The organism is Luteococcus sp. H101, assembly GCF_038433155.1.
In the GTDB taxonomy this organism is placed as follows: Bacteria; Actinomycetota; Actinomycetes; order Propionibacteriales; family Propionibacteriaceae; genus Luteococcus.
Map to the genome: position 1 here is coordinate 73888 of NZ_JBCDMW010000026.1, position 24749 is coordinate 98636.

Below are 24749 nucleotides of genomic sequence, written 5' to 3' on the forward strand. Positions count from 1 at the left end.
TCTTCATGGTGAGGGGCACGGCGGACAGCTCGATCTGGGCGCGCAGCAGGGCATCGTCGATGCCCATCCGCCGGACCTCGGGCCCGACCTCCAGCACCAGCACCCGGGAACCGGGGTGGGCCGCATTGTCGATCCCCCGGCAGTGCCCCAGCACCCGACCGGAGGGGTCCACAGCCACCAGGGAACGGCGGTTGCCGCCCCCGCGCCACCGATCCGGCAACAGCTCGCCGAAGTCTCCTGATTCGGCGTCCGCGGAACCGGCCAGTCGCACGGTCAGCCCATCCATGGTCAGCTCCAGTGCTCGGGGTGGGTGAGGCCGATGGGCAGCCGGGTCCCGGCATTGCCCCGGGCCGCGGCCACCTGTTGCTGGGTGAGGAAGATCGCGCCGCCCAGGTCCGCGTCGGACAGGTCGGCGTCACGCAGGTCAGCCCCCAACAGATCCGTCCGGTGACACCGCGCGCCGCGCAGATCCGCGGCGATCAACAGGGCGCTGCGCAGGCCATACCGGCTGAGGTCCTTGCCACGCAGGTGTGCCCCCAGGAGCTGGGCCCGGGGCACGAAGCGCTTGGGCCTGGGCGCCGGAGCGCGATACTGCTCGCTGACCGCCGCCAGCAGCGGCCCGACCCGGCCGCGCAGCGCTGCCATGTCCACCCTGCCCAGCCCTGCGGCATCCAGCCTGGTCAGGGCCTGCACCTCATCGGTCAACTCCCGGACCGGCGGACCCAACTCGTCGCGCGCCAGCTCCCGGGCCTCGGTGAGCAGCCGCAGCATCTCCATCAGGTGCCGCATCACCCCGAAGGCACCGAAGACCGAGGCCGCCGTCTCCGGATCCCGACGCCAGTCGGCATCACCACCGAAGGTGAGCTGGGTCACCTGCTGCCCGGCCCCGAAGCAGTCGAAGACGGTGCAGGCCGGCCAGCCCTCGTCGCGAAGCCGGGAGTGGATCTGGCACAGATTGTCCGGCCGCAGGTGGTGACAGGGCGTCCCCGCCGGGATGTCGGCGCCGAAACCGCCCGCCCTCGAGCGGGAGAGCGCCACACAACACAACCCCACGCAGTTGGCGCAGTCTCCGACGAATTGCATCGATCCTCCCGGGCGCCCACGCTACCGGTCGTCTGCTGCGGACCGTCGTCACCGGGTGAAGGTGAACAGCGTGCGCCCCGGCACCAGCGGCTCGGCAACCACTCCCAGCCTTTTGTAGGAATCCCACCACGAACGGGCCACAGACTCTGCGCAAATCCTTCCCGCATTGGAGCATTCGACGGCAATAGCGTCGTGCTGATCCTGTTTCCCGTCTCGAAGGACCACAGCGCGCATGAGCACCAGCCCCGCGGCCCCCCCGGCCCCCAGCATCACCCGCCTTGCCATCATCAACCGGGGTGAGGCGGCGATGCGCCTGATCCACGCGGTGCGGGAGCTGAACGCGGAGCACCCCGACGGCCAGCAGATCCAGGTGATCGCACTGCACACCAGCGGCGAGGCCAATGCCATGTTCGTCCGGGAGGCCGACACAGCGCATGACCTGGGCCCGGCCGCCGCGCGCCCCTACCTGAACCTGGACCTGCTGGAGCAGGCCCTGAGGGAGACCGGGGCCGATGCCGCCTGGGTGGGTTGGGGCTTCGTCGCCGAGGACCCGGCCTTCGCGGATCTGTGTGACCGGCTGGGAATCACCTTCGTCGGCCCCAGCGCCGACGCGATGCGCCAGCTGGGCGACAAGATCGGCTCCAAGCTCATCGCCGAGGAGGTCGGGGTGCCCGTCGCCCCGTGGAGCCGCGGCGGTCTGGACACCCCGGAGCACGCCCTGCGCACCGCGAACGAGCTGGGCTACCCGCTGATGCTGAAGGCCACCGCCGGCGGTGGTGGCCGCGGCATCCAGAAGGTCAACGACGACGCCCAGCTGACCGACGTCTTCGAGCGCACCCGGGGTGAGGCCGAGCGGGCCTTCGGCTCCGGCGTGGTCTTCCTGGAGAGCCTGGTCACCGGCGCCCGGCACGTCGAGGTGCAGGTGATCAGCGACGGCCAGACCGCCTGGGCCCTGGGCGTGCGGGACTGCTCGGTGCAGCGCCGCAATCAGAAGGTGATCGAGGAGTCCGCCTCTCCCCTGCTCTCCCCGGAGCGCGTCGCCGAGGTCAAGGCCAGCGCCGAACGACTCGCGGTCCGGGTGGGCTACCGCGGCGCCTGCACCGTCGAATTCCTGTACCAGCCCGACGAGGACCTGTTCGCCTTCCTGGAGGTGAACACCCGGCTGCAGGTGGAGCACCCGATCACCGAACTGACCACCCGCACCGACCTGGTCAAGCTGCAGCTGCACGTCGCCACCGGCGGCAAGCTCACGGGTGACAAGCCCGAAGAGATTGGCCACGCCATCGAGGCCCGGCTGAATGCCGAGGACCCGGACCGCGACTTCGCCCCCGCCCCCGGCCACATCCAGCACCTGGTCCTCCCGCAGGGCCCCGGCATCCGGGTGGACACCGGCGTCGAGGCCGGGGACACCATTCCCGCCGACTTCGACTCCATGATCGCCAAGATCATCGCCTACGGCACCACCCGCCAGGAGGCGCTGGGCCGGCTGCGGCGCGCCATGGCCGACACCCAGGTGGTGATCGACGGCGGCACCACCAACAAGTCCTTCATCCTGGAACTGCTCGACGAGCCCGCCGTGATCGACGGCACCGGCCCCGACGGTTGGGCCGACACCGGCTGGATCGACCGGACCCGGGCCGCTGGCGGCCTGCAGCGCAGCACCCACTCCGGCGCCGCCCTGGTGGTGGCCGGGATCGAGGCCTACCTGGCCGCCGAGCAGGTGGAGCGCGCCCGCTTCCTGGACACCGCCCGACGCGGCCGCCCGCTGGCCAACCACGAACTCGGCCGCCCGGCCGAGCTCAAGCTGCGCGGCACCACCCACTCGGTCCGGGTGCTGCGGATGGGCCCGCAGCAGTTCGAAGTGCAGTTGGACGAGCAGACCGCGCCGATCGTCGCCGAGTTCACCCGGCTGGATGACTTCACCGCCCGGCTGGTGATCGGCAACAGCCACCACCGGGTGCTGCTGGGCCAGCCCGGCCCGGTGCAGACCATCGAGATCGACGGCCAGACCCACCGCGTCAGCCGCGACGAGGGCGGCGTGCTGCGCAGTCAGGCACCGGCGCTGGTGGTCGCCACCCCCGTCCAGGAGGGCGACGAGGTGGCCGCCGGCGAGCGGGTGCTGGTGCTGGAGTCCATGAAGATGGAGACCATCATCACCGCGCCCTTCGCCGCCCGGGTCAAGGAGATCGCCGTCCGCGCGGGCACCCAGGTGGAGACCGGCGCCCCGCTGGCCCGGCTGGAGCCCCTCGCCGACGACGCCGCCCCCACAGAGCAAGCCGCCGGCGCGGCGCTGGACCTGCCCGCCGACGCCACCACCGTCGCCGACCAGGAGACCGCCCGGACCGCGCTGCGGCAGGCGGTGCTTGGCTTCGACACCGATCCGGACCAGCCCGACGGCGCCTGGCGACGCTACCTGGCCCTGCGCACCGACTCCCCCGAGACACTCCAGGAGGAAGCCGCGCTGCTGCAGGTCTTCTGCGACGTCGCGGAGCTGCACCGCAACCAGCCCGACCGCACCCACGCCGCCGACCTGGCGGAGCAGGACACCCGGGTGCACACCACCCGGGAGTTCTTCCAGCGCTACCTGCACAGCCTGGACGTGGAGCGCGAGCAGCTGCCCGAAGCCTTCGCCCGGCGGCTGACCACAGTGCTGGCCCACTACGGCGTCGACTCCCTGGACCACAGCGAGGAGCTGGAGCAGGCCGTCTTCCGGCTCTTCCTGCTCCAGCAGCGCTGGACCCCGGCGCTGCAGGTGGTCACCGGCATCCTGCAGCAGTGGGACGAGCACGACCGGCCGCGCGAGGCGGGGCAACAGATCCGCGCCGTGCTGGACCGGTTGGTGCTGGCCACCCAGCGTCGCTTCCCCCGGATCGGTGACCTGGCCCGCGGCCTGCGTTACCGCTGGTTCGACAAGCCCGCGCTGGACGCCCAGCAGGCCACCGCCCTGGCCCAGGTGCCGGAGCTGCTGGGTCATCTGCAGGCCCTGCCCGAGGGCCCGACCCGGCAGGCCGTCGCCGAGGAACTGGTGGCCGCCCCGGACCGGCTGGTCGGTTTCCTGGGCGTCGACCCGGACAGCCGCGCCACCGCCGAGGAGCCGCTGCTGGGCATCCTGGCCCAGCGCCACTACCGCGGCCACCAGTTGGCCAACCTGAAGGTCGCCGAGGTGGCGGGCCGGGGCGTGGTGACCGCCGACTACGTGATCGACGAGCAGCCCACCCGGCTGGTCTCGGCCATCGGCAGCTACGACGAGTTGACCGCCGGCTCCGCGCTGGAGCAGGTCCTGGCGGATCTGGTGGCCCAGCGCGAGCCCGGACAGAACGCCGTCGTGGACCTCTACCTGACCGCCGACCAGGCGCCGTCGGGCGAGGAGCTGGCCGCCGAGGTGCTCCAGCGCGCCAGCCGGCTGGGCTTCATCCCCGAACTGCGTCGCATGGTGGTCAGCGTCCTGCCGCTGCACCAGGGAACGGTGGAGTACTTCACCCTGCGGCGGGGCGCCGACGGCCTGGTCGAGCAGCGGATCCAGCGCGGCCACCACCCGATGGTCGGCCGGCAGCTGAACCTGGGGCGGTTGGAGAACTTCGGTCTGGAGCGGCTGGACGCCCCCGGCACCACCGTGCTGCTCAAGGCCACCGCCAGGAACAATGCCGACGACGTCCGGCTGGTGGCGCTGGGCCAGGTCCGGCGGCTGAGCATCCTGCGCGACGAGCAGGGCAGGGTCACCGGCATGCCCCATCTGGAGCGCGCCCTGATCAATGCCACCGACGCCATCCGTCGCGCCCGGGCCGGGGCCCGCAAGGGTGAGCTGGACCACAACCACGTCTGGATCCACATCTGGGGCGAACACGACGTGGACCTGCGCAACCTCGGCCAGCTGGAGCGCACGCTGGCGCCGCTGACCGCCGACGCCGGTATCACCGAGGTCCGGATCCAGGCCACCGTCACCCGGGCTCCGGGCACGGATCCCGTACCGACGGTGGTCCGGTTCAGCCACCAACCCGGCTTCGGTGTCCGCTTCCAGATCCAGGACCCCACCACCGAGCCGCTGGCCCCGGTCAGCGGCTACGACGAGAAGGTGCTGCGCGCCCGTCGTCGCGGCCTGGTCTACCCCTACGAGTTGTTCGGCCTGGTGGCCAGCTCCCGCGGGAAGGCCGTCGAGCTGGACCTGGATCAGGCCGGCGCGCTGGTGCCGGCCAACCGGGAGCCGGGGCTGAACACCGCCGGCATCATCGTGGCCGACGTGTCCACCCCCACCCCGATCCACCCCGAAGGTGTGCGGCGCATCGTGCTGTTCGGTGACCCGCTGAAGTCGTTGGGTTCCATCGGCCGGGCGGAGGCGGACCGGATCGTCGCCGCGATCGACCTGGCGCAGGAACTGCGGCTGCCGGTGGACTGGTTCACCCTCTCCTCGGGCGCCCGGATCTCGATGGAGTCCGGCACGGAGAACATGGACGCCGTCGCGCACGCCCTACGCCGGATCGTGAACTTCACCCAGGACGGCGGGGAGATCAACGTGATCGTCGCCGGGATCAATGTCGGCGCCCAGCCCTACTGGAATGCCGAGGCCACCATGCTGATGCACACCAAGGGCATCCTGGTGATGACCCCCGACTCGGCGATGGTGCTCACCGGCAAGCAGTCGCTGGACTTCTCCGGCGGCGTCTCCGCCGAGGACAACTTCGGCATCGGCGGCTATGACCGGATCATGGGGCCCAATGGCCAGGCGCAGTACTGGGCCAGCGACCTCGCCGAGGCGCAACAGGTGCTGATGCGGCACTACGAGCACAGCTACATCGCCCCCGGTGAGACCGGCCCGCGGCCCATTCCCACCACCGACGACGACGCCCGCGACGTCGGTCTGAGCGCGCACTCCTGTGAGGGCAGCGAGTTCGCCACCGTCGCGGAGATCTTCAGCGCCGACAAGAATCCGGAGCGCAAGAAGCCCTTCGACATCCGCACGGTGATGCGGGCCGTCGCCGATGCCGACCACGAGCCGCTGGAACGCTGGGCCGGGATGGCCAGTGCCGACACCTCGGTGGTGTACGACACGACGATGGGTGGAATGCCGATCGCCCTGATCGGGATCGAGTCCAAGCCCACCAGCCGGGCCGGCTACCTGCCCGCCGACGGCCCGGACACCTTCACCGCCGGCACCCTGTTCCCACAGTCCTCGCGCAAGACCGCGCGGGCCATCAACGCCGCCTCCGGCAACCGGCCGCTGGTGGTGCTGGCCAACCTGTCCGGCTTCGACGGCTCCCCGGAGTCCATGCGCAGCCTGCAGCTGGAGTACGGCGCCGAGATCGGGCGGGCCATGGTCAACTTCGACGGGCCGATCGTGTTCGTGGTGATCAGCCGCTACCACGGCGGCGCCTTCGTGGTCTTCTCCAAGGCGCTGAACGACGACATGACGGTGCTGGCGCTGGAGGGCTCCTATGCCTCGGTGATCGGCGGCGCCCCGGCCGCGGCGGTGGTCTTTGCCCGCGACGTCGCCAAGCGGGTGGAGGCCGACGCCCGCCTGGTGGACCTGAAGGCCCGGATCCAACAGGCCGACGAGGCCGGCAAGGTGCCGCTGCAGGCCGAGCTGGCCGAACTGCGGGAGACCGTGCGGGCCGAGATGATCTCCACCGTCGCCGGGGAGTTCGACGCCGTGCACAATGTGCACCGAGCGGTGGAGGTGGGTTCCATTGACGAGGTGGTCAGCGTCGCCACCCTGCGTCCCAGGATCATCGAGATCCTGCGCAGCAAGAAGAAGTAGCTGCTACTCCGCGGCCATGTGCGCTCGGATCGCCATGGCCGCGGAGCCCCGGGCCCATTCGGCAAAGTCCAGTGGCTCCACCCGGAGCTGTTCGGGCTCCAGCTGGGTGTAGCGGGAGATCCCGGCGAGAAGCGCCCGGGTCACCGGCGCCCGCTCCGCCCCGGAAAGGAGCTCCAGGCCCTCACCGGAGAGCAGCACCCGTGCCGGCGCGCTGACCAAGCAGAGCTGGCCGATCAGCTCCCCCATCGCGCCGGCGACGTCGGCCAGCACCACAGCCAACGGTTCGTCGGCCAACCGGGCCTGAATGGCCGCGGTCTCCACCACCTGGTGCAGCCGACGGCCGTCGTGCAGCACCAGGCCGCCGATCATCCCCGCCCGGCCGCGGTGGCCGCGCACCAGTTCATCCTCGCAGACCAGGCCGGCCCCCACACCGGCTCCCAGGGTCACCACCAGGAAGTCGCGCACCCCGCGGCCGAAGCCGAACCAGTGCTCGGCCAGTGCCAGTGCGGTGACGTCGTTCTCCACCACACAGGGCAGCCCGGTGCGCCGCCGCACCAGCTCCGCCAGCCGCACGTCCGGCCAGCCCATGAAACCGGCCTCGCACACCAACCCGGCGTCCCGGACGCTGGCGCCCAGGCTGATGCCGATCCCGTCCGGGCGCCGCCTCACCTGGTCCACGACGGTTGCGACGGCTTCGACCGCGTTCGCGGGATCACCGAAGTCGGAATCGGCCACCCGGCTCTCCAGCACCGTCCCCTTGAGGTCGGTGAGCACGACGAACATCCGCCCGGGCACGAACTTCACGCCCAGAAAGTGCCCTCGGGTGGAGTCGACGTCCAGCGGCACCGACGGGCGGCCGGTGGTGACCGGCCCCACCGGTTCGCCCTCCACCAGTAGTCCGCGGGCCACCAGGGGCTTGGCCAGCCGGGTCAGGCTGGGCGCCGACAGCCCCAGCCGGCCGCGGAGTTCCGCCCGGGAGATCGGGCCCTGGCGCAGCACCGCCAGCGCCAGCCGTCGCGAGGTTGCGTCCAGGCCGGAGAAGTCGTCCACGCCCGCTCACCCCACCCGCTCGGCCACCAGGATCCGTGTGCGCTCCGGGTGCACGACGGGTGCCCGCAGCCCCGCGGTGGCCAGCATCCGGCCGGTCATCTCCACCGGCTCGGCATGCATCCCGGGGCCCTCGGTGACCGTCAGGTCCAGGTGCTCCACTCGGTAGGTGGCGTCGGGATCCAGGCCGGGCAGCCTGATGGCCCCCAGGCTCCACGTCGACGTGGTGACCAGCGAGGTCCACGCGAAGATGGCCGCATCCTCACCAACGACGCCGTGCAGGAACACGTCGCCGTCGCCGGACTGCGGTACGTCGACGCGCACCAGCGTGCCGGCATTCAGCAGCCCGCGGTGCTGCTTGTACCAGCCGATCCACTCCCCCAGCTTCGCCAGTTCCTCGTCGGTGGCCTTCGCCAGGTCCCACTCCACACCCAGGTGCCCGAAGACGGCCGTCGCGGCGCGGTAGTTGACGTCGTGATGGCGGGCGGTGGTGTGCGAGGCGCCCGAGGCGATGTGGGATCCCAGCATCTCCGGCGGCAGCAGCTGGGCGGTCCAGCGCATCATCTGCTGCCGGTCGGTCGGGTCGATGTTGTCACTGACCCAGACCCGGTCACAGTGCTGCATCACCTCAAGGTCGATCCGGGCGCCGCCGGAGCTGCAGGACTCGATCTCCAGGCCGGGGTGGGCCGCCTTCAGCTCGTCGACCAGCCGATAGAAGGCCAGGGTCTGCTCGTGGACGCCGGGACGGCCGTCGGGCGAGGTGCCGGCATCCAGCAGGTCCCGGTTGTGGTCCCACTTGATGTAACTGAGGTCGTACTCGTCGAGCAGGGCCATCATCTGGTCTCGGACGTGGGCATAGGCCTCCGGGATGCCCAGGTTGAGCACCCACTGGTGGCGGGCCTCCAGCAGGGTGCGGCCGGGCACCTGCATCACCCAGTCGGGGTGCGCGCGGGCCAGGTCCGAGTCCGGGTTCACCATCTCCGGCTCGAACCACAGGCCGAACTGCATGCCCAGGCCGGTCACCTCGTCCACCAACGGGTGCAGGCCATCGGGCCAGACGTCGGAGCTGACCACCCAGTCACCCAGGCCGGAGTGGTCGTCGCGGCGGGAGCCGAACCAACCGTCGTCCAGCACATAGCGCTCGATCCCGAGCGTGGCGGCGCGGTGCGCGAGGTCCTTGAGCCGGTCGGCGTCGTGGTCGAAGTAGACGGCCTCCCAGACATTCAGGGTCACCGGGCGCTGCGGGTCGACGGGGTGCGCGGCCCGGATGAAGTCGTGGTGGCGATGCGCGATCTGGTCCAGGCCCACGCCGTGGGTGAAGTGGATCCAGGGGCTGGCGTAACCCTCGCCGTTGGCCAGCACCACCTCGCCGGGTAGCAGCAGCTCACCTCCGCCGATCACCTGGTCACCAATCAGGCTCTTCTCCGCGTAGTGCACGTGGTTGCCGCTCCAGCCGGTGTGCACGGCCCAGACATCGCCGTGCTGGAAGCCGAAACCGGGCTCCCCCAGGTGCAGCACGAAGGCGGAGTCGGCGCCGGTGCGGCCATGCCGCCCCTCCCGCCAGTGGGTGCCCACCGGCAGCGACGTCCGCTGCGGCACCCGCTCCTTGCCCCAGCGCCCGGCGAAGTCCAGGATTTCGGTGGCACGCGCCGGCACCGGCATGGCAATCAGCAGCTCGTCCAGCTGGTAGCCATCCTCACCGGTGTTGGTCACCTCGGCCCGCGCCCGAACCAGGCCCGACGGCGTGAGTTCCAGCACCAGATCCAGCGCCAGGCCACCGTCCGGATCGGCGGCATGCCACACGATGGTGCCCGCGCCCGCGCTGATGAAGCCGGCCACCGGGGCACCGTCCAGCTCGATGCCCTCCACCACGAAGCGGGGGGCCCACGCCTTGCCATGGCGGGAGCCGCTGAGACCCGGGTGGCCGTACCAGCCGCGCCACTGCTCGGGCAGCAACGCCAGCGCGAAACCCTGGTCCGGCTGGCCGTTGTGCATGCGCACCGGAGCCTGTGCGGCAACCAGGCTGGTGAACCGCCCCTGGTCCAGTGAGCCGAGGCTGGCCCCCCAGTGCACCACCCGGGGCAGGGCCCCAGCCGGTGAGTCCAGGACGACGGTGGTTCCCGCCGCCTCCAGGATGATCTGGGCCTGTGCGCTCATGGCAATCCTCCAGTGGGGGGCATGACACGGAACATGGTGATGTTCGTGTTGTTTTGAAACTAACTCCATCCTAGGCACTGCGAGGCCAGAACTCCACCCCCACTGACACCAGTCCTTGCCACCATGAGGACATGACCCTTCTTGAGCACGACGTGTTGATCATTGACCAGGTGACCGGCTTCTTCACCAATGACTTCGCGATCCACGACGCCCAGGGCATCCCGGTGGGCATCATCACCACGGGCGGCTCGGCGCTGTCCCGGTCCTTCCTCGGCTCGCGACAGCTCACCGTCGTCGAGTCCGATGGCCGGCCGCTGCTCACGGTGGACGACGTCCCCAACCTCGGCCGGGACACCTTCGCCCTGCTGGGCCCCGACGGCCAGCGCTTCGCCGAGGTGGTCAAGCAGTTCACCCTGTTCTCCAAGCACCTGACCGTGCAACTGGCCGACGAGAAGCTGGAACTGCGCGGCAGCTTCTGGGAACGAGAGTTCACCGTCGCGGGCAGCCAGGGACAGGCGGCCCAGGTCTCCCGCTCCTGGCCCGGGATCGGAGCCGCCCTGCTCGGCCGGGAACGCTATGCCCTGGGCTTCGCCGGGGAACTGCCACACCACCTGCGCGCGGCCACCGTGGGCGCCGTGCTGGCGCTGGATCTGATCCGCGCCAAGGAGAGCTCCGCGGCCTCCGCCGGCTCCAGCAGTTGACGGCCCGACAGGGGAAGCCGGGCGGGCGGCGGCCCACCCGCTTCCTCACCAGATGTTCAGCTGAGCTTGGGCCGCGGCGGGTCCACCGGGCCCATCGTGTGACGCTTCTGCCACTGGGCATTGCGCCGCTCCATCACGCCCTGGGTGACCCGTGAGGGCAACACCCCCAGCAGAGCCAGCCGCATGATCGCCGGGTTCACGGTGTCCCTCAGCACCGGCTTCAGGGCGGCCCGGGAGTCGGCGGGCTTGCCCTCGATCAGCGCCACCCGAGCCAGCGTCGTCGACGTCTGCTCCATCGCCGAGAGCAGTGCCGGGCGGTCGAAGATCGCCGCATCCGGCAGCGCATCCTCCAGCGCCACCAGCCGGCCCTTCAGCTGGCGCGCGTAGTTGGTGGCCGAGTCGGTGGCGGGGTGCACCCGGTAGCGGACCAGCCGCTCCGCGACATGGTAGGCCGCCGCACCGTGACGCGCCGCCTCCAACAGAATGTGCAGGTCAAAGGCGGTTTCGGTGTCCTCCCGCACGGCATTCCAGTCCAGGGCGGAGGTCCGCAGGACGGTGGCATTGAGCGCCACGACGCCGTGCACCAGCAGGCTGTTCAGCGGCCGGTACATCCCCTCCACCAGCTGGCCATAGCCGTGGGACTCGTCCTGCTGCTGCTGCACGCCCTCCAGCGACTCCCCGTCCGGCCCGATCCACCGCATGTCGGTGAACGCAAAGGCCGCCTCGGGATGTTCCCGCAGGGCCTGCACGCAGCGACCCAGGTAGCTGGGCTCGAATTCATCGTCGTCGTCCAGCTTGGTGACGAACTCACTCTCTGCGGCCCGGAATCCCTCCAGCGAATTCCTGACCAGGCCAAGGTTGTGCTCCCGGGGCACGTAGACCAACCGCGGATCATTCAGACTCTCCACGAACTTGCGCGTCGTACCCGAGTTGGCGTTGTCACAGATCAAAGCTGTGAAGTCCTTGAACTCTTGCTGAAGCAGCGACCCGATCGCCTTCGGCAGGTATTCCTGACGAAGATAGGTCGGCATGACGACCGTGACAGCGGCCATAGTTCCCCCTGTATTACCTAGTCAGACCCGTTTTCTTCGCGTCTGGTTCCCCCATTGCCGGCCCATTGCCCGGCACGGCTGACAGTCCATCACATTCCGGGACCAGCCGTCTGTCGGATGACATGCCGCGGGCCTAGTGTTGCTGTCAGCGGGCCACCGGGGGGTGGCCAGTCTTGAGATCGGGGGATCCAGCAAATGAAGGCAGTGCTGTTGGCAGGCGGGTTGGGAACTCGCCTGAGCGAGGAAACTGGCACCAAGCCCAAACCCATGGTGGAGGTCGGCGGACAGCCGATCCTGTTCCACATCATGAACGAATATGCCGCCCACGGGATCGACGAATTCATCGTCTGCGCGGGCTACAAGGGGACCGTCATCAAGGACTGGTTCGCCAACTTCGCGATGCGCTACGCGGACGTCACCTTCGACCTGAGCACCGGTGAGCAGACGGTGCACAAGCGCGCCAACCTGCCGTGGAAGGTCACGGTGGTGGACACCGGCGGTGCGTCGATGACCGGCGGCCGGCTGCGCCGGGTGCGGGACTACATCGGCGACGAGACCTTCTGCTTCACCTATGGCGACGGCGTCAGCGACGTCGACATCACCGCGACGATCGACTTCCACAAGGCCCAGGCCAAGCTGGCCACCATGACCGTGGTGCAGCCGCCCGGCCGCTTCGGTGCCATCACGCTGGGCAAGTGCGAATCCACCATCACCAGCTTCCAGGAGAAGCCGGACGGTGATGGTGCCTGGATCAATGGCGGCTACTTCGTCCTGGAACCGGGCGTGATCGACTACATCACCGACGACTCGACCGTCTGGGAGCAGGAGCCGCTGCGCAACCTGGCCACCGACGGGCAGCTCAACGCGTACAAGCACCAGGGCTTCTGGCAGCCCATGGACACTCTGCAGGACCGCAACAAACTCGAAAAGCTCTGGGCCGACGGCGTCGCGCCCTGGAAGGTGTGGTGAAGAACATGAAGATTCTGGTGACCGGAACCGACGGCTACCTGGGTTGCCTCCTGGCCCCGACCCTGGCGGCCGAGGGCCACGAGGTGGTTGGCCTGGACACGGGCTTCTACAAGTACGGCTGGCTGTACAACGGCGTCGCGATGACCCCGCAGACCCTCAACAAGGACATGCGGGAGCTCACCGTCGCCGACTGCGAGGGCTTCGACGCCGTCGTGGCCATGGCGGAGCTGAGCAATGACCCCACCGGTGACCTGGTGGGCCCCATCACCTACGACATCAACCACAAGGGCTCGGTGCACGTCGCCGAGGTGGCCAAGCAGGCCGGCGTGCCGCGCTTCGTCTACATGTCCTCCTGCTCCGCTTATGGCGTGGCCGAGGGCGTAGCCGACGAGACCAGCCAGGTCAACCCGCAGACCGCCTACGCCAAGTGCAAGGTGCTCACCGAGAACGACCTGTGGACCATGGCCGACGACAACTTCCACCCCACCGCGCTGCGCAACTCCACCGCCTACGGCGCCTCCCCGCGGCAGCGCTTCGACATCGTGCTGAACAACCTGTCCGGCCTGGCCTGGACCACCGGCAAGATCGCGATGACCTCCGACGGCACCCCGTGGCGCCCGATGGTGCACGGCCTGGACATCGCCAAGGCGATCCGCGCCGTCCTGGCCGCCCCGGTGGAGAAGGTGCACTCGGAGATCTTCAACGTCGGCTCCAACAACCAGAACTACACCGTGCGCCAGATCGCCGAGACCGTGGCGCAGGAGTTCACCGGCTGTGAGCTGACCTTCGGTGAGCCCAGCGCGGACAACCGCTCCTACCGGGTGAACTTCGACAAGATCACCGACACCCTGGGCTACTCCACCGACTGGGACCTGGCCGCCGGCGCCAAGCAGCTGCACGAGGTCTTCGAGGCCATCCAGCTCACCCCGGAGATCTTCAACGGCCGCGGTCACACCCGGCTGAAGCAGATCGAGTACCTGCTGGAGACCAAGCAGGTCACCCCGGACCTCTTCTGGACCAAGAAGGAGAACTGATCATGGAGTGGACCCCCACCGAGGTCGACGGCTGCTGGGTCATCGACATCAAGCCGTTCAGCGATGACCGTGGCTTCTTCACCCGCACCTTCGACGCGAAGGAGTTTGCCGAGCACGGGCTGCCCACCGAGGTGGTGCAGGCCAACATGAGCGGCAATCACAAGAAGGGCACGATGCGCGGCATGCACCGCCAGATCGAGCCCGACGCCGAGGGCAAGCTGGTGCGCTGCGTCAAGGGCAGCATCGTCGACTGCTGTCTGGACCTGCGCGAGGACTCCCCCACCTTCGGCAAGAAGGTGATGGTGGAGCTCTCCGAGGACAACCACCGCGCCCTGTGGATCCCGCCCTACTGCGCCCACGGCTACCTCACCCTGACCGACGACACCCTGGTCACCTACCAGGTCTCCGGCTACTACGCCCCGCAGAGCGAACGTGGCCAGCGCTGGAATGACCCCGCCTTCGGCCTGGAGTGGCCGGTTGAGGTGGAGGTCATCAGCGAGAAGGACCAGAACTGGGCCGACTGGGATGGCAAGGAGATTCCCCAGTGATCATCACCGACACGCTGCTGCAGCGCGCCGAGCTGGCGCACCAGCCGATCCGGGTCGGCGTCGTCGGCCCGGGCTTCATGGCCCGCGGCATGATGAACCACATCCACCACACCGTGCCCGGCATGGTGATCACCGCCGTCTACGCGCGCTCGCTGGACAAGGCACATGCCGCGCTGGACTACGCCGGCTACGGCAGTGACCAGGTGGTCGACGCGGACAATGCCGGTGCCGTGTCCGCCGCCGCCCGGCAGGGCAAGGTGGCCGTCACCGACGACCACACCGCCCTGTGCGCCTCCGACGAGGTCGACGTCGTGGTGGATGCCACCGGCAGCGTCTTCTTCGGCGCGGAGCTGGCCCTGTGCGCCATCGAGCACGGCAAGCACCTGGTGCTGATGAATGCCGAGGTGGACGCCACCCTGGGCACCATCCTGTGCAAGAAGGCCGAGGCGGCCGGCGTCGTGTACACCGGCATGGACGGCGACCAGCCCGGCGTGCAGATGAACCTGATCCGCTTTGTGCGCGGCCTGGGGCTCAACCCGCTGGTGGCCGGCAACATCAAGGGGCTGCAGGACGAGTACCGCAACCCCACCACCCAGGAGGGTTTCGCCAAGAAGTGGGGCCAGGACCCGCACATGGTGACCTCCTTCGCCGACGGCACCAAGGTCAGCGTCGAACAGGCGCTGGTGGCCAATGCCGCCGGCTTCTCGGTTCACCAGCGCGGCTGCCTGGGCCGGGACCACGAGGGCCACGTCGACGAGCTGACCGGGATGTATGACCTGGCCGAGCTCAAGGCCCTGGGCGGGGCGGTGGACTACGTCGTCAAGGCCAAGCCGGGCCCCGGCGTCTACGTCCTGGCCGAGCACGACGACCCGAAGCAGCAGCACTACCTCAACCTGTACAAGCTGGGCGAGGGACCGCTGTACTCCTTCTACGCCCCCTACCACCTGTGCCACTTCGAGGTGCCCAACACCATCGCGCGCGCCGCGCTGCTGGGGGACGCCTGCATCAAGCCGCTGCCCGACGGTCCGCGGGTTGAGGTGGTGCCGATGGCCAAGCGGGACCTCAAGGCCGGTCAGGCCCTGGACGCCAAGGGTGGCTATGACTACTACGGCGTGTGTGAGAAGGCGTCGATCCAGCGCGGGGAGAACCTGCTGCCGCTGGGCCTGGCCGAGGGCTGCGTCCTCAAGCGCGACATCGGCAAGGACGAGGTCATCTCCTGTGCCGACGTCGAGGTGCCCGAGGGTCGGCTGGCCGACCAGCTGCGCGCCGAGCAGGACGCCCTGTTCCCGGTGGTCCAGCGGTGAGCGCGCAGGCCGAAACGGGGCACCCGTACGACTACCTGGTGGTGGGGGCCGGCATCGTCGGCCTCGCCACCGCCCTCACCCTGCTGGAGAAGCGACCCGGCTCGTCCTTGCTGGTGGTGGACAAGGAGTCCCAGGTGGCCGCCCACCAGACCGGCCACAACTCCGGCGTGATCCACGCCGGCGTGTACTACGCGCCGGGCTCCAAGAAGGCGTCGTTCTGCAAGCAGGGCGCCCAGTGGACGCGCGACTTCTGCGACGCCAACGGGATTGCCTACCGCAACACCGGCAAGCTGATCGTGGCCACCAATGAGCTGGAGCTGGAGCGGATGCACAAGCTCTTCGAGCGGGCCCAGCAGAACGAGTTGGACGTCGAGCTGATCGACGCCGACGAGTTGCGCCGCCGCGAGCCCAATGTGGTGGGCCTGGGCGCGATCGTGGTCAAGCAGACCGGCATCGTCGACTACCGGCAGGTGTGCGCCACCATGGCCGAGAAGATCGTCACCCTGGGCGGCGAGGTGCGGCTGTCCACCCCGGTGCTGGGGATCCACGAGTCGCTGAGCGAGGTCTCGGTGGACCTGGGGTCGGCCGGGGGCACCGGCACCGATCGGGTCTACGCCAGCCAGTTGGTGGTCTGCGGCGGCATCCAGGCCGACCGGCTGGCCCGCCTGGCCGGGTTGGAGCCGGACTTCCAGATGGTGCCCTTCCGGGGCGAGTACTACCAGCTGGCGCCGCAGCACAATGACATCGTCAACGCGCTGATCTACCCGGTTCCGGACCCCGACCTGCCCTTCCTGGGCGTGCACCTGACGCCGATGATGGACGGTTCGGTCACCGTCGGACCCAATGCGGTGATGGGATTTGCCCGGGAGGGCTACCCCAAGCTGTCCATCAAGCCGGGCGACGTGGTGGACTTCGTGAAGTTCAAGGGCTTCTGGAAGCTGGCCAAGGGCATGCTGCGCACCGGGATCAAGGAGCAGTGGGACTCGCTGTACAAGCCCGCCTACCTCAAGCGGGTGCAGAAGTACTGCCCCACGCTGACCACCGCGGACCTGGGCCCCTACCCGCCCGGCATCCGGGCGCAGGCGGTGCGGGCCGACGGCACCATGGTGGAGGACTTCCACTTCCTGCAGACGGCGCGGATGCTGCACGTGTGCAATGCTCCGTCCCCGGCGGCCACCTCCGCTATGCCGATCGCGAACCACATCACCGAACAGGTTCTCGACGGCCGGTCCTGACCTAGTGTGGTCATGTTCAACCAATTTGCTTGGGGGATTGTGACCATGACCGACCATGACCATCTGGTGACCACCGGTGACAGCACCGAGGGTTTCGACACCCAGCACGGCGCGGGCTGGAAGGAACGGATCTCCGCTCCCCCACGTCGTGGCTGGGTGCGTGCCCTGACCGAGAAGGTGCCCCTGGTCGGACAGCTGCGCGAGGACATGCGCGCCAATGAGGGGCTGCTGCGCCCGGGTTTCCAGGCGCTGGCGGTCAACCGGGTGGGCGCCTGGGCGGCCACCGATCAGGCTCCGAAGCCGCTGCGTGCCCCCGCCCGGGTGATCAGCCGCGCCGGTCAGGTCATCTGCCGCAATGTCTACGGGATCGACCTGCCGGAGACCGTGCAGGTGGGCCGACGGGTGCGGATCGTCGAACAACACGGCATTGTGATCCACCCCTTCAGCGTGATCGGCGACGACTGCATCATCCGGCAGGGAGCCACCTTGGGCGCCATCTCCGGGGATCCGGAACGCTATGCGGGCGAGGCGCCCCGGCTGGGCCGCAATGTCTCCGTCGGGGTGAATGCCTGCGTCCTGGGCGACGTGGAGATCGGCGACGACGTGCAGATCGGCCCCAATGCGACGGTGATGGACAATGTGCCGGCCCGCGCCGTGGTGCTCTCCCCCAAGTCCCGGGTGATGCGCCCCGAATAGTCGGCTGGCCACCCCTCGACAGGCTCGGGGACCGTGGTGGGCTTGAGCGGAGCCCGGTCACGGTGGCCGAGTTGACCCCACCACGGCGGCCAAGCCTGCCGAGGCCTTGACCAACAACACAGCGCCCGGATCCGCTTCCTGGATCCGGGCGCTGTGCCGTGTTTGTGCTGGTCAGCAGCCAATCAGGCGCTGTGCCAGGTAGCCCTCCACCTGGTCGAGCGCCACGCGCTCCTGCTGCATGGTGTCCCGCTCACGGATGGTGACTGCATTGTCCTCGAGGGTGTCGAAGTCGACGGTGATGCAGTACGGGGTGCCGATCTCGTCCTGACGGCGGTAGCGCTTGCCGATCGCCTGGGCGTCGTCGAAGTCCACATTCCAGTTCTTGCGCAGCTGGGCGGCCAGCTCGCGCGCCTTCGGGGACAGGGCCTCGTTGCGGCTCAGCGGCAGCACGGCGGCCTTGACCGGGGCCAGGCGGTGGTCCAGCTTCAGCACGACGCGCTTGTCCACGCCACCCTTGGTGTTGGGGGCCTCGTCCTCGGTGTAGGCCTCCACCATGAAGGCCATCAGGGAACGGGTCAGGCCGGCGGCCGGCTCAATCACGTAGGGCACGTACTTCTCGCCCGCGGCCTGGTCGAAGTAGCTCAGGTCCACGCCCGAGTGCTCCGAGTGGGTGCCCAGGTCGAAGTCCGTGCGGTTGGCGATGCCCTCGAGCTCGCCCCAGTCGCTGCCGGCGAAGCCGAACTTGTACTCGATGTCCACGGTGCGCTTCGAGTAGTGCGACAGCTTCTCCTTCGGGTGCTCGTAGTGGCGCAGGTTGGCCGGGTCGATGCCCAGGTCGGTGTACCACTGCGTGCGGGCGTCGATCCAGTACTGGTGCCATTCCTCGTCCGTGCCGGGCTTGACGAAGAACTCCATCTCCATCTGCTCGAACTCGCGGGTGCGGAAGATGAAGTTGCCGGGGGTGATCTCGTTGCGGAAGCTCTTGCCCGTCTGGCCGATGCCGAAGGGGGGCTTCATGCGGCTGGACTGCACCACATTCTTGAAGTTCACGAAGATGCCCTGCGCGGTCTCGGGGCGCAGGTAATGGAGGCCGGACTCGTCCTCGATGACACCCAGGTGCGTCTTGAGCATCATGTTGAAGTCACGCGGCTCGGTCCACTGGCCCTTGTTGCCACAGTTGGGGCAGTTGAGCTCCTCCTGGCCCGACGGCAGCCGCCCGTGCTTGGCCTCGAAGTCCTCCTCGAGGTGGTCGGCCCGGAAGCGCTTGTGGCAGGACAGGCACTCGGTCAGCGGGTCGGTGAAGACACCGACGTGACCCGACGCGACCCAGACCTGCTTGGGCAGGATGACGGAGCTGTCCAGACCGACGACGTCGTCGCGGCCGGTGACCATGTAGCGCCACCACTGCTTCTTGATGTTCTCCTTGAGCTCCACGCCCAGGGGTCCGTAGTCCCAGGCGGCGCGGGTGCCGCCGTAGATCTCGCCACAGGGGAAGACGAACCCCCGTCGCTTGCACAGGCTGATCACGTTGTCGAGTGTGCTGGGTGCCACTTCAATCTCTCCAAGTCCTCATTGGACCCGACGCCTGGAGGGTGCCGGGTTTTGCGCAGCACCGCACATCGCGGGCGTTCACGCTGCGGCCCACCCTATCGGCTAAATCCCGCGGGGCAGGTTCTGGCCAACCTCGTCGGGCAGGTCGAAGGCGCTGGGCTCGTCGAGGGACAGGCTGAGCAACGGGACAATGGTCATCTTGGACTCGAACCCGCCCAGGGCGCGCCGATACGCCCCGACATGCTCCCAGCGGGTGACCAGGGCCCACAGCTGTGGCTCGTCCAGGTTCTGCACCAGGTCAATCGACTGCAGACCGGGCTTGGTGCCGAACAGTTCCACCGCCGCCTGGGCCTGGGCCCGGAAGGCGGGCTGCTGGGCGGGCGGGACGCGGAAGCGGTTGATCACGATCACGCGAACAGCCTAGTCAGCTTGCCCACCATGGCGGCCCAGCTCGAGGAAGAGCAGGCTGCCCACCGTCATCACGGCCCAGACCACGCTGCCGCTGTGCGGCTGCAGCTCGTCGGCGACGGCCAGGCTGCCGGTCACCAGCACGATCGCTCCCAGCGCCTCGGCCGCCACGAGCAGCCACCCGGAGACCTGGCCGGACTCCCCGTCCAGGAAGCCCTCCCGCGCCGCGAGGGCCGTCACGGTGAGCAGGTAGAGCCAGGTGCACACCTGCAGGAGGGAGGTGCCGGATTCCCCCGTGTCGGCCGCCGCCGGGTCCAGCGAGCCCGTGGCCAGCAGCCCGGCGATCCCGGTGGTTACCGCGAGCGCCATGGAGCGTACGGAGGTTGTCATGGCGACACGCTAGCGGTGCCCATGATCCGTTGCCCCGGCGGGCCGCCCGCAAGCCGGATTTGCGAACCATTCTCAATTGTGTTGACAATGGTTCTCATGAAGACCACCAACCCCTCCACCGGCCCCGGGACCGGCGCGCGCAGGCGGCGCGTCGTCGTCCCCGCCGTCGCCAGCCTGCTGTTGGCCGCCAGCGCATGCGGTGCGCCGCCGCAGGCCGGGGATGACCAGCAGCTGACGGTGGTGACCGCCTTCTACCCGCTGCAGTACGTGGCCGAGAATGTCGCCGGGGACCGCGCGCGGGTCACCACCCTGACCGCCCCGGGGTCCGAACCGCATGACCTGGAGCTCACCATCCGGCAGGTGGCCGCGCTCTCGGGTGCCGACCTGGTGATCTACCAGAAGGGCTTCCAGCCGTCGGTGGACAAGGCCGTCGAGCAGGCCCAGCCCAAGCGGGTGCTGGACGTGAGCAGCGTCGTGCCGGCGGCCGCCAGCACCGACGAGGGTGAGCACACCGGTGAGCACGCCCATGAGCACGATGAGCACGGCGATGAGCACGAGGGCGGGCATGAGGGCGAGACGGCGGCCGAGCACGCGGCCCATGCGGGGCATGACCACGGCACCACCGATCCGCACCTCTGGCTGGACCCGAAGAACATGGCGAGGATCAGCCAGGCCGTCGAGCGCAGCCTGGCGGAGGCGGATCCCGCCGGGGCCGCCGCCTACACCGCCAGTGCCCAGCAGCTCGGCGGCCGGCTCACGGCCCTGGACCGCTCCTTCGCCACCGGATTGAAGAACTGCCGGCGCAAGGAGTTCATCACCTCGCACGCCGCCTTCGGCTACCTGGCCAAGGCCTACGGGCTCCACCAGATCGGCATCTCCGGGCTGGCGGCCGAATCCGATCCGTCGCCCGCCCGGATCGCCGAGGTCCAGCGGCTGGCCCGGGAGCACGGCGTGACCACCATCTTCTACGAGACCCTGGTCTCCCCCTCCCACGCCCAGGCCATCGCCGGCGACCTCAAGCTCCGCACCGACGTGCTGGACCCACTTGAGGGCATCACCGACGAGTCCCGCGGCAGTGACTACATTTCCGTGCAGCAGGCCAACCTGGCCGCGCTCCAGACCGCGAATGGATGCCAGTGACCACCAACCCACCCACCTCCACACCCAGCCCCGATTCCGGTTCCGGTTCCGGTTCCGGCACGGTTCCCCTGGTCCAGGGGAGCCAGCTGGTGGTGAACCTGCAGGGCCACGAGATCCTGCACGGCGTCGATGCCCAGGTGATGCCGGGCGAGACCATCGCCCTGCTGGGCGGCAACGGCTCCGGCAAGACCACCCTGGTCCGCACCCTGCTGGGGCTGGCGCCCGTCTCCTCCGGTGAGCGACACCTGTTCGGCACCCCGCTCGGCTCCTTCCACCAGTGGCGCCGGGTGGGCTATGTGCCGCAGCGCGGCAGCCTGCAACTGGCCAATGCCACCGTCGGGGAGGTGGTGGCCACCGGGCGGCTGGGCCACCGCAAACCCTTCTTCCCGCAGCGGCGGGAAGACCGGGAGGCGATCGACCAGGCAATGGCCCGGGTGAAGCTCACCGAGCTGCGCAAGGCGCCCTTCCTGCCGCTGTCCGGTGGCCAGCAGCAGCGGGCCCTGATTGCCCGGGCGCTGTGCACCCAGCCGGACCTGCTGGTGCTCGACGAGCCACTGGCCGGCCTGGACATGACCACCCAGCGTTCCCTGGCGCGGGTGCTGCGCGAACTCAAGGCCGAGGGGCTGGGCATCCTCGTCGTGCTGCATGACCTGGGCCCGATGGAGGACCTTATTGACCGCTCGATCGTGCTGCAGACCGGCCGGGTGATCCACGACGGGCCGCTGCGCGCCGGGATCGGCACCCCGGACCACCACCACGCCACCGCGCCGATCCCCGAACCGCCCCTGCCCGCCCCCCACCTGCTCGCCGAGCGCCGACCCGTCCGGGAGAACCGATGATCGAGATGCTCTGGCTGCCCCTGATGCAGCGGGCCCTGCTGGCCGCCTTCCTGTCCGGGTTGATGGCACCGGCCATCGGCACCTACATCGTGCAACGTCGCCTCAGCCTGCTGGGCGACGGGCTGGGCCACGTCGCCGTCGCCGGTGTGGGTCTGAGTTTCCTGACCGGCACCGCTCCCCTGCCGCTGGCCATCGCGGTGTGCGTGGCCGGTGCGGTGGCCGTCGAGCTGCTGCGCCAGCAGGGGCGCGCCACCGGCGACGTCGGGCTGGCGGTGCTGTTCTACGGTGGTCTGGCCTCCGGCGTGATGATGGCCGGGCTGGGAGGACAGGGCACCGGGGCGCTGTCCCAGTTCCTGTTCGGCTCCCTGACCACGGTGAGCGCCGGCGACGTCCAGGTGGTGGCCCTGCTGGCAGTGATCGTGTTGCTGGTCTGCGTCGGGCTGTGGCCACGCCTGTTCGCGGTCAGTGCCGACGAGGACTTCTCCCGGGTGCTCGGGCTGCGGGTGCGTTGGCTCAACCTGCTGGTGGTGGTGCTGGCGGCGGTGACGGTCACCATGAGCATGCGCACCGTCGGCCTGCTGCTGGTCAGCGCCATGATGGTGATTCCCGTCGCCACGGCGCAGAACCTGTTCGTCAGTTTCCGGGCCTGCCTGTTCGGCGCCATGGCGCTGGGTGCCGTGGTCGCCTTCGGCGGGACGGTGGGCTCGTACTACTGGAACACCGCGTCGGGCGCCACCATCGTCGTGTGTGCGATTGTGGTCTTCCTGCTCACCTGGCCGGTGACCTCGCTGCGGCACCGACGCCTGGCCGCCCTGGAGCGGCACCAACAGGAGCAGCACGAGGAGGAGGATCACGTCGTGTGCACCGAGCCGCCCCACAGCCACGAGGGTGAGCACCTTGCCATCCAGCACGGCGACCACGTCGACTACCTGCACGACGGACACCGGCACGCACCCCACGGAGACCACTTCGATGAGCACTGAGATGAGCCCTGAGATGAGCCCTGAGATGAGCCCTGAGATGAGCACCGGGCCCAGCAACCCACCCACCGGGCGAGCGCCCCAACGCGTCACCCGGCAGCGCCTTGCCATCCGTGGGTTGCTGGCCGACATCGACGGCTTCCGCAGCGCCCAACAGCTGCACGAGGACCTGCGCTCTGCGGGAGACTCCGTCGGGCTGGCCACGGTCTACCGCACCCTGCAGGCGATGGCCGAGGCCGGCGAGGTGGACGGGATCCGCACCGACGACGGGGAGATGGTCTACCGCAAGTGCTCCGACGGACACCACCACCACCTGGTTTGCCGGGAGTGCGGCCGCACGGTGGAGATCAGCGCAACCGTCGTGGAGCAATGGGCCGCCACCGTCGCCCAGGAGCACGGGTTCCGCGACGCAGGGCACGAGATCGAGTTGTTCGGCCTGTGTTCCGACTGCTGATCGGGCTGGTCTGAGCCCCTTCCCCCCGAGCACCCCGGCCCTCCCTCCGACTGACCACCAGGCCCGCACCCGGGAGCCCCTTCCCCCGAGCACCTGGTCCTCCTTCTGGGCAGACTGACCCCATGGAGCAACTGCAGGGGCCGGAGGCGGCCCGGGCCGCCGAATGGCTGGACCTGGGCCCCGACGAGTGGGCGCGCACCGTGGCCTTCGGCCCCGCCGGATTCCCGGCCTACGCCCGGTTGCGGTTCATCCCCGATCCCCAGCACCCCGGTCAACGGGAGGCCGACGTCACCCTCCCCGATGACCACCCGGATGACCTCCAACAGGTCTCCCGAGCACTGACGCACCTACTGCGGTGGACCAAGACCCCGGACGACCTCCTGGTGGCCTTCTGGGACGGTGCCGCAGAACCCCCGTCCACCGGGAGGCCACTGGGCAGCCCCAGCCTGAACGGCCACGCCCGGAGCTACCACCTGTTCAGCGGGGCCCCAGGGGACTGGCTATTCCGCGGGGCCCCAGGAGACTGGGCGCCGGGCATCCCGGCCTTCGTCTGGCCCGCGGATCGGGCCTGGTGCCTCGCCAACGACGTCGACCCCCACTGGGCAGGAATCGGCGCACGTGCCGGCGCCATCCAGGCACTCCTTCGGGCCCCCGATCTCGACATCGTGCCCGCGACCCGAACGCAGGAACCACCCCACTACTCGTGAATCGTGCCCGTGACCCGAACGCAGGAACCACCCCACTACTCATGAGACAGCGCCCCGTGTGACCCGATCCGGGTGCCCGCCCCGGTTCCGCGGACATCCGCCTCAGAACCAGCAACCAATCCCAGGCCTCCGGCTCAGTGCGTCTGCACTCCGCGCCATCCAAATGCACACCGCGCGCTCCAACACCTCTCAACCCGGTAGCTCACCGGCGCGAAGTGCCACGCCGGACTTTCACCAGGGAAACGGCCTGGTCAGGGAGCAGGGCCGGCACCCCAAGCCGCATGTCTCCTGAGAACGGGCCGGAGGCAGCACCCCCATGCGTCACGTCGCGCCGCCAAAGTGCGACGAGGCACTTCGCGCCGACCGATCGCGCCAGGGGTGGTTCCCCACACACGCGAACTGATACCAGAGGGCGCGAAGTGCACAGGCACTGGAGCATCACCCCACAACCGAACTTCCCCACGCGAGCGAGGGCATTCCACCATCGACGGCCCGGCGATGCTCCGCTACGACCGAACCTCCCACCCGAGCGAGGGCATGCCTCGCCGGGGGGTTCAGACGACGGCCCACTCAGGGGGAATGCCCCCAGTTTGGTTGACAGATTTCTAGGGGCTGGTCAGGCGGCCTGTGCGACCGTCTGATGGACCAGTTCGAACTCTACTGGGGTGAGTTTGCCGAGACGCCGTTGGCGGCGTCGGCGGT

20 protein-coding genes are annotated in these 24749 nt (G+C 69.3%); 13 read left to right on the forward strand and 7 right to left on the reverse strand.

The window, feature by feature from the left end:
• Nucleotides 1-288 precede the first annotated feature (288 nt).
• Entirely contained in the window at nucleotides 289-1083 is a 795-nt protein-coding gene (locus AAEX60_RS11320; protein ID WP_342103552.1) for a pentapeptide repeat-containing protein, read from the reverse strand.
• Nucleotides 1084-1315: 232 nt separating this feature from the next.
• Here AAEX60_RS11320 and AAEX60_RS11325 point away from each other — a divergent pair, with 232 nt between their 5' ends.
• Nucleotides 1316-6835 carry an ATP-binding protein gene (locus AAEX60_RS11325; protein ID WP_342103553.1) on the forward strand — a complete coding sequence of 1840 codons (5520 nt, stop codon included), beginning with the start codon at nucleotides 1316-1318 and terminating at the stop codon, nucleotides 6833-6835.
• Nucleotides 6836-6838: 3 nt separating this feature from the next.
• On the opposite strand, the gene AAEX60_RS11330 is transcribed toward AAEX60_RS11325, so the two are convergent.
• Both AAEX60_RS11330 and AAEX60_RS11335 read right to left on the reverse strand, forming a co-directional pair.
• Nucleotides 6839-7885 carry an ROK family transcriptional regulator gene (locus AAEX60_RS11330; protein ID WP_342103554.1) on the reverse strand — a complete coding sequence of 349 codons (1047 nt, stop codon included), beginning with the start codon at nucleotides 7883-7885 and terminating at the stop codon, nucleotides 6839-6841.
• A 6-nt stretch (nucleotides 7886-7891) separates the two neighbouring features.
• Nucleotides 7892-10039, reverse strand: a complete 2148-nt coding sequence (locus tag AAEX60_RS11335) for an alpha-galactosidase (RefSeq protein ID WP_342103556.1) — start codon at nucleotides 10037-10039, stop codon at nucleotides 7892-7894.
• A gap of 77 nt (nucleotides 10040-10116) precedes the next feature.
• On the opposite strand from AAEX60_RS11335, the gene AAEX60_RS11340 reads away from it, so the two are divergent.
• The gene (locus AAEX60_RS11340) at nucleotides 10117-10740 is read left to right on the forward strand and encodes an LURP-one-related/scramblase family protein (RefSeq protein ID WP_342103592.1); all 624 of its coding nucleotides are present in this window, start codon (nucleotides 10117-10119) and stop codon (nucleotides 10738-10740) included.
• A 56-nt stretch (nucleotides 10741-10796) separates the two neighbouring features.
• On the opposite strand, the gene AAEX60_RS11345 is transcribed toward AAEX60_RS11340, so the two are convergent.
• A complete protein-coding gene (locus AAEX60_RS11345) occupies nucleotides 10797-11771 on the reverse strand; it encodes a glycosyltransferase family 2 protein (RefSeq protein ID WP_342103557.1) in 975 nt (324 codons plus the stop codon).
• Nucleotides 11772-11987: 216 nt separating this feature from the next.
• On the opposite strand from AAEX60_RS11345, the gene rfbF reads away from it, so the two are divergent.
• From rfbF to AAEX60_RS11375, 6 genes are read left to right on the forward strand one after another with little or no spacing between them, the layout of a single operon-like run.
• Nucleotides 11988-12761 carry a glucose-1-phosphate cytidylyltransferase gene (gene rfbF / locus AAEX60_RS11350; protein ID WP_342103558.1) on the forward strand — a complete coding sequence of 258 codons (774 nt, stop codon included), beginning with the start codon at nucleotides 11988-11990 and terminating at the stop codon, nucleotides 12759-12761.
• 5 nt (nucleotides 12762-12766) lie between these two features.
• A complete protein-coding gene (locus AAEX60_RS11355) occupies nucleotides 12767-13795 on the forward strand; it encodes an NAD-dependent epimerase/dehydratase family protein (RefSeq protein WP_342103559.1) in 1029 nt (342 codons plus the stop codon).
• Between the two features lie 2 nt (nucleotides 13796-13797).
• Nucleotides 13798-14343, forward strand: a complete 546-nt coding sequence (rfbC, locus tag AAEX60_RS11360) for a dTDP-4-dehydrorhamnose 3,5-epimerase (RefSeq protein WP_342103560.1) — start codon at nucleotides 13798-13800, stop codon at nucleotides 14341-14343.
• Nucleotides 14340-15647, forward strand: coding sequence for an NAD(P)H-dependent oxidoreductase (locus tag AAEX60_RS11365; protein WP_342103561.1), 1308 nt, complete (start codon nucleotides 14340-14342; stop codon nucleotides 15645-15647). The genes rfbC and AAEX60_RS11365 overlap by 4 nt, the downstream gene beginning before the upstream one ends.
• Nucleotides 15644-16882: an L-2-hydroxyglutarate oxidase gene (gene lhgO / locus AAEX60_RS11370; protein ID WP_342103562.1), complete on the forward strand. Its 1239-nt coding sequence runs from the start codon at nucleotides 15644-15646 to the stop codon at nucleotides 16880-16882. The genes AAEX60_RS11365 and lhgO overlap by 4 nt, the downstream gene beginning before the upstream one ends.
• 45 nt (nucleotides 16883-16927) lie before the next feature.
• Nucleotides 16928-17578 carry a serine O-acetyltransferase gene (locus AAEX60_RS11375; protein ID WP_342103563.1) on the forward strand — a complete coding sequence of 217 codons (651 nt, stop codon included), beginning with the start codon at nucleotides 16928-16930 and terminating at the stop codon, nucleotides 17576-17578.
• Between the two features lie 171 nt (nucleotides 17579-17749).
• Here the strand turns inward: AAEX60_RS11375 and AAEX60_RS11380 are convergent, their stop codons facing one another.
• The 3 genes from AAEX60_RS11380 to AAEX60_RS11390 form a co-directional block, all read right to left on the reverse strand.
• Nucleotides 17750-19129, reverse strand: a complete 1380-nt coding sequence (locus tag AAEX60_RS11380; RefSeq protein WP_342103564.1) for a glycine--tRNA ligase — start codon at nucleotides 19127-19129, stop codon at nucleotides 17750-17752.
• A 102-nt stretch (nucleotides 19130-19231) separates the two neighbouring features.
• The gene (locus tag AAEX60_RS11385) at nucleotides 19232-19540 is read right to left on the reverse strand and encodes an antibiotic biosynthesis monooxygenase family protein (protein WP_342103565.1); all 309 of its coding nucleotides are present in this window, start codon (nucleotides 19538-19540) and stop codon (nucleotides 19232-19234) included.
• Nucleotides 19541-19549: 9 nt separating this feature from the next.
• On the reverse strand, nucleotides 19550-19927 hold the full coding sequence (locus AAEX60_RS11390; RefSeq protein WP_342103567.1) for a hypothetical protein: 378 nt from the start codon (nucleotides 19925-19927) through the stop codon (nucleotides 19550-19552).
• Between the two features lie 96 nt (nucleotides 19928-20023).
• Between AAEX60_RS11390 and AAEX60_RS11395 the strand changes: the two genes are divergently transcribed.
• The 5 genes from AAEX60_RS11395 to AAEX60_RS11415 all read left to right on the forward strand — a co-directional run bounded on the left by AAEX60_RS11395 (nucleotide 20024) and on the right by AAEX60_RS11415 (nucleotide 24047).
• Complete coding sequence (locus AAEX60_RS11395; RefSeq protein ID WP_342103569.1) at nucleotides 20024-21067, forward strand: metal ABC transporter substrate-binding protein; 1044 nt, start codon at nucleotides 20024-20026, stop codon at nucleotides 21065-21067.
• On the forward strand, nucleotides 21064-21906 hold the full coding sequence (locus AAEX60_RS11400; protein WP_342103571.1) for a metal ABC transporter ATP-binding protein: 843 nt from the start codon (nucleotides 21064-21066) through the stop codon (nucleotides 21904-21906). The genes AAEX60_RS11395 and AAEX60_RS11400 overlap by 4 nt, the downstream gene beginning before the upstream one ends.
• Complete coding sequence (locus AAEX60_RS11405; RefSeq protein WP_342103573.1) at nucleotides 21903-22889, forward strand: metal ABC transporter permease; 987 nt, start codon at nucleotides 21903-21905, stop codon at nucleotides 22887-22889. Before AAEX60_RS11400 ends, AAEX60_RS11405 begins: the two co-directional genes overlap by 4 nt.
• A 25-nt stretch (nucleotides 22890-22914) precedes the next feature.
• On the forward strand, nucleotides 22915-23340 hold the full coding sequence (locus AAEX60_RS11410; protein ID WP_342103575.1) for a Fur family transcriptional regulator: 426 nt from the start codon (nucleotides 22915-22917) through the stop codon (nucleotides 23338-23340).
• 122 nt (nucleotides 23341-23462) lie between these two features.
• Nucleotides 23463-24047, forward strand: coding sequence for a hypothetical protein (locus AAEX60_RS11415; protein ID WP_342103577.1), 585 nt, complete (start codon nucleotides 23463-23465; stop codon nucleotides 24045-24047).
• Nucleotides 24048-24749: the final 702 nt, after the last annotated feature.